4 protein-coding genes are annotated in these 5,242 nt (G+C 59.0%); all 4 read right to left on the bottom strand.

Annotated elements, in window-relative coordinates; translation table 11 throughout:
* Positions 1-109 precede the first annotated feature (109 nt).
* Positions 110-433, bottom strand: a complete 324-nt coding sequence (locus tag V6C07_RS13010; protein ID WP_333536902.1) for a cytidylyltransferase domain-containing protein — start codon at positions 431-433, stop codon at positions 110-112.
* A gap of 67 nt (positions 434-500) precedes the next feature.
* Complete coding sequence (locus V6C07_RS13005; protein ID WP_333536901.1) at positions 501-2,132, bottom strand: cytidylyltransferase domain-containing protein; 1,632 nt, start codon at positions 2,130-2,132, stop codon at positions 501-503.
* A 226-nt stretch (positions 2,133-2,358) separates the two neighbouring features.
* The gene (locus tag V6C07_RS13000; protein ID WP_333536900.1) at positions 2,359-3,546 is read right to left on the bottom strand and encodes a DegT/DnrJ/EryC1/StrS family aminotransferase; all 1,188 of its coding nucleotides are present in this window, start codon (positions 3,544-3,546) and stop codon (positions 2,359-2,361) included.
* Positions 3,547-4,012: 466 nt separating this feature from the next.
* On the bottom strand, positions 4,013-5,092 hold the full coding sequence (locus V6C07_RS12995; protein WP_333536899.1) for an iron-containing alcohol dehydrogenase family protein: 1,080 nt from the start codon (positions 5,090-5,092) through the stop codon (positions 4,013-4,015).
* Positions 5,093-5,242 lie beyond the last annotated feature (150 nt).

Here is a 5,242-nt window from a genome sequence, read left to right as displayed (position 1 = left end):
GCAGGCGTCTCAGCATCATCCCAGAAAAATTGATGAAGGCGCGGCTTACGACCTGTTTTTAAATGAATTGGGAAAATCAGGGGACAGAAATTTTCAACTCAGGAAATATCTATGTACAGAGACATGATAGCAGCACCACGTCCAGCGGGGTGTCAGGCACGGCCACCATGATGCCGTCCAGACGGCTCGCCGCGCCCAGACGGCGGGTCACCCAGTCGATAACCGGCAGATCACGCAGGCAGAGCAGAGATTTCAGCGGCAGGCGGCTGGAACCCAGCCGGGCCTGAATAATGGCGACAACCTTGCCTTTACTGGTCATATTTTCCTCCGCCGCGTCCGGCGATAGTGGGGATTCCTGAAACGCACGGCGCTCTGCCCCTGGAGCAGAGCACCCTTGAGACGGCAGGCCGGGAGGCGCGGCTTCTATTTCCATACCCGCCCCCTGCAACAGCCTGAAATAAAAATTTCAGAGCATACCGACTTTGAAAAACGTACATGTGCTAGGGCCGCTCGTTGAGCAAACCCAGCATGCGCCGCACCACGCGGTTCTTGTTGACCGTAAAGTCCATGCTGTCCTGTCGCAGCCAGAAGCGCTCACGGCGCGGATTTTTCAGCATCGCCAGAAAGGTGTTGCGGATTCTGCCGTCGCTGACACGATCCATAATGCCCACAAAGGCAAAACCGTGGCGCGGCCGGGCAAAGGTATGGCGCGCCTCGCGCTCGTGCGTTGCCAGCACAAGGGCAGGCACGCGCATGTGCGCCAGTTCGTAAACCGTGCGCCCAGCGGAACAGATGGCGAGGTCCGCGCCTTCCATCATGCGGCTCATGACGTTGGTGGCCCAGGTAAAGGTCACCAGCGGATTATCCAGCTTTTTCAGATGCGCTTCCATAGCGTCCTTGTGGGCGTAGCCGGGTCCGGCGACCAGCCGGACAGCAATTCCGTAGGCACGGCAGATCGGCTCGATGATGTCCAGCACCCGGCGCGAGCAGTCATGCTGATCTGTGCCGCCAAAGGTGATAAGCACGGTTTTGACCTCAGGCCGGAAGGGATTGCGCGCCGCGTTGACAAACTCGTCACGCAGGCAGAAAAAATCCGGCCCGCTGCACAGACGGTCCGTGCTTTCCCCTTCGTACAGGGCATTGACCACAAGGCGCGCCAGCGAAGCCCCCGGCCCTTCGTCCTCAAAGTTTACGCAACGCGCCCCGGCGGCCACAAGACGCTTCATGTAGGCCGTGGTGGTGTTGAGGATATCATTGACCACCAGATCCGGGTTCAGGGCCAGCACGGTGTCTGCCAGGTCTTCCTGCCCCTGGCGGACGATCCGGTAATCCTTGCGGGCGATGCTTTCAACGGCCAGTTCGCTTTCGCGGGTGCAGACAAAGCTGACCCGATGGCTTGTAATCTCGTGCGCCAGCATGAGCGCCCGAAACACGTGCCCCATGCCGATGGCGGGCCAGCCCGCCACCACAAAGACCACATGCCGCCGCTCAAGCAGGCGTTCGCATATCCACCAGTCCTGATAGCCCTGTATTTCAATGGCCCTGTCGTTGAGAAAATAGGGAATGACGCGACCGCGCCCCTGCTGGCGGTCCCGGTCCAGCAGACGCGAAAGACGCAGCATGATCAACGCGCGGCTTTCAACCACAAGGGTTTTTTCGCCCCTGTGCTCCGTCTCGTCATCCAGCAGGTCTTCAAGCCCCTCGCCATGCATGTTCCAGATGCGCTGACGCACGCTTTTCACGGTCACAAGGCTGTCGGCGTCCGCCTCGCGATACTTCTTCCAGGCGTCTTCCACGTCCACCCAGGTGAGCAACGGGCATGATGCGCGCAAAATAATGCAGTGCTCGTACTGTTCCGCCAGTTCTTCCAGCAAGACGCGCATTTCATTCACGATGTCCAGCGTGGTGAAATGTATGTCCTTATTGCGGCGAAATCCCACGCCCGCGCGTTCGCAGATGAGGGATATTTCCTGGCTGTCGGTGAGCACCATGATATCTTCGCCGGGCAGAACGCTCCGCGCCGTATTGATGGCCCGCTGCACAAGCGTCACCCCGGCCAGCTTTTTGACAAGCTGGTCAGGAATAACGGCATTTTTTTTGATGGCCGGTATGACAATGCAGCGTTCTTTCACGATAGTTCCGAAGTGGTCATGCGCGGGGGGCGCACATGGCTGTAGCCTCTGCCGGGACATGAGCGCCATGCGCTTTCCTCATCCCGCTCGGGCGGCCCGCCGACTCACAAGGCACAGCGGCGCAGGCCGGGTCAGTACCCTTGAGCACCATTCCCGGCCTGCGCCGTTAGAGCAATTTCAAAGTGAAATTGCTCTGCTGACGCGACCGGACGGCAAACACGCCGTCTCAGCGCAGGCTCGCCAGCACCTCGCGGGTGGAAGCCAGCATGTAGTCAAACTCTTCCCCGGTCAGCCAGTGCTGGAAGGGGAAGGAAATCATGGTGTCAAAGAACAGGTCCGCATTGGGGCAGCAGGCTTCGCCCATTCCCAGACGGCGGTAATAATCGTACCTGTCCAGCGGAATGTACTGCACCACGCATTTGACGCCCTTTTCATTGAACATGGCGCGCATGAAGCGGTCTCGCGCCTCTACACCCGTGGTCATGCGGGCCGCAAGCAGGTGGTAGTTGTGGCGGGGGCTGTCGACCCGATGGAATTCCAGTTCGGGAAAGTCCGTCAGGGCATCAATGAAACCCAGGGCGCGGCTGCGCTTCTGCTCGTTGATCTCGTCAATGCGCTCCAGCAGCTTGGCCCCCAGGGCGCATTCCACTTCACCAAGGCAGTAGTTGTTGGGCGGCACCATGCGGCCGTCGATAATGGGCATATCCACGTTGCCCATGGCGGGCTTCCAATAGTCGGGGCGCTCAAAATCAAAAGCGCAATGCCCGTTGTGGCGCAGGGTGGGAACCATGCCCGCCAGCCTGGGGTCGCGCACATACAGCATGCCGCCTTCGCCAAGGGTGGTCAGGTTTTTATGCGAATGGAACGAAAAGACCCCCATATCCCCGAAGGCTCCGGCCTTGATGCCGTCCACTTCGGCCCCGATGGCCTGGGCGGCATCCTCGATAAGGATAAGGCCGCGCTCTTTGCACAGGGCGGCAATGGCGGGCATGTCGGCCACATAGCCGTAAAGATGCACGACCACCACGGCCCTGGTGCGCGGAGTAAGCACTTTTTCAATGCTCTCGGCGGTGACCACGCGGCTGTGCAGGTCCACATCGGCCCAGACAAGTCGGGCGCCCTTCTTGATGTAGGGATAGGCAGAGGCCGTGAAGGTGTGGGAAGGAATAACCACCTCATCGCCTTCGTTAAACAGGCAGAGCTGGGCTGAAAGCTCCAGGGCGGAGCAGCCGTTCATGGTGGTAAAGCAGGTTCCCTGCGGCACACCCTGGTACTCCGCGAACTTGCTTTCAAACCGGCGCATGTGATGCCCCTGGGTAAGGGGATCGGCATTGCGCATGGCCTCGACAACCACGGCTATTTCTTCTTCGGTGTACCGGATGGCACGCCCGCTGAAATTGACCTTGATATCCATGAGACTCCTCATAAAACAGCTTGCGCTTGAAGTTGCCGCGTTACGTGGGCAAGGCCCCGCACGCGCCAATATTGCGAACGTTGCTGCGCCTCGCTTCGCATGTCAGCCACCGGCTGATGCGGGTGTTGCCCGGGCGGAAAAAACCTGACGGCGTTGCGCGCCGGCATGCCCGTGAAACAGAGACTCCACAGACAGACATCCCGCCAAACAGCCCATATGCGGGCCGCTTCATGGCAGATGCCCTAAAGGCCTGACGGCGGCGGAGCCTCCGCCCACGCCGCCGACAGACTGTATGATCTTAGAGCAGATTACGAATGAAACGAGTCAACTGCTCTGCAAGGATTTTCCTGAAAATCCTTGCCACGAAATGCGAGCAGGCAGGCTTTTGCCTGCCGTAAGCAAGCATTTCAAGTGTTAAATGCCCTAGAACAATGCACTTTAAAACGGTTCGGCGCTGTGCCGCCTGCTACATGCTCTTGAAGCGCCCGATGACATTTTCCTTGGTGAGGATTTTTTTGAAATCCGGCCCAAGGCGGTTGGACAGCGGCTTTTCATGCACAATGCTGGCCCCGTAGAGCGCGTCGTACTGCGCGTCGGTGAGGCCCTGACAGATGCCCTTGGGCAGGTCAATGCCCTGGCGCTCCATCATGAGCATGAATTCCTTGTACTGTTCGGGATAGATGTCTTCCTGCACAGACAGCGAATAGCAGTTGGCGATGCCGTGGCGCATATGCAAAACCATGCTCAGCCCGGCGGAAATGGGATGCACCACGCCCACGAACCCGGCGGCCATGCCGCCCAGGTAGGAGGCGATCATCATCTTTTCGCGGTTTTCTTCGCTCATCATGTCCTGCGAAAGAAAAACCTGCTTGCAGAGATCAATGGCCTTTTCAGCCAGGGAATCCACAACCACGTTGCGGTAGGACCCGGTAATGCTCTCAAAGCAATGCATGTAGGTGTCGATGCCGGTGTAAAAATACTGGTTGCGGGGTACGCTGGCCGTGAGGTCGGGGTCCATCAGCACCTGGTCGAACATGGTAAAGTCGCTGTTCATGCCCAGTTTGATGTTTTTTGCCTCATTGCAGATAATGCCGGTGCGCGAGGTTTCAGACCCGGTGCCCGACAGGGTGGGTATGGCGATCTTGTAGGGCGCGGGATTTTTTACAAGGTCCCAGCCCTGATAGTCTTCAGCCTTGCCGGGATTGGTGAGCAGGTTGCCCACGCACTTGCAGGTATCAAGCACGCAGCCGCCGCCAAGGGCTACCAGGGCGCAGGGGTCCGCGCCTTTCAGAAAGGTCTTCACCTGGGCGGTATAGCCGTCCACGCTGTCAGTGGTGGGTTCTCCGGCGGTGTCGATATGGAGCACCATGTCGCCGCTTTCCACGGGCAGCTTTTCCACCAGATCCTTGCCCTGAAAAAAATGATCCAGAAAAAAGACCGCGGGGCCGGACACAGCCTTGCGGCGCGGGGCCATAAGGTCGCCGAGCTGGCTCAGGCTGCCCTGGCCGATCATATAATAACCGACATTTTTTGCATTACGGTACATAGTTGCCCTCACAGTATGGCATAAGATTTCCGGGCCATACGCTATAGCCGCAGGTCTGGCAAGCGATGCCGCAAAGCGGCGCGCGGCGCGGGCCGGCGGATGTTACAACACAGGTCAGTCTCTCTTGTCCGGCACGGCCCGCTGCCCCGG

Origin of the sequence: Desulfovibrio sp. 1214_IL3152 (assembly GCF_036763055.1) — a bacterium.
In the GTDB taxonomy this organism is placed as follows: Bacteria; Desulfobacterota; Desulfovibrionia; order Desulfovibrionales; family Desulfovibrionaceae; genus Desulfovibrio.
This window is presented reverse-complemented; position numbering and strand designations above follow the sequence as displayed.

Bases quoted from the DNA above. Each gene is read 5' to 3' on its own strand.
- V6C07_RS13010 (WP_333536902.1), bottom strand. From the start codon at position 433: ATGGAAATAGAAGCCGCGCCTCCCGGCCTGCCGTCTCAAGGGTGCTCT.
- V6C07_RS13000 (WP_333536900.1), bottom strand. From the start codon at position 3,546: ATGGATATCAAGGTCAATTTCAGCGGGCGTGCCATCCGGTACACCGAA.
- V6C07_RS12995 (WP_333536899.1), bottom strand. From the start codon at position 5,092: ATGTACCGTAATGCAAAAAATGTCGGTTATTATATGATCGGCCAGGGC.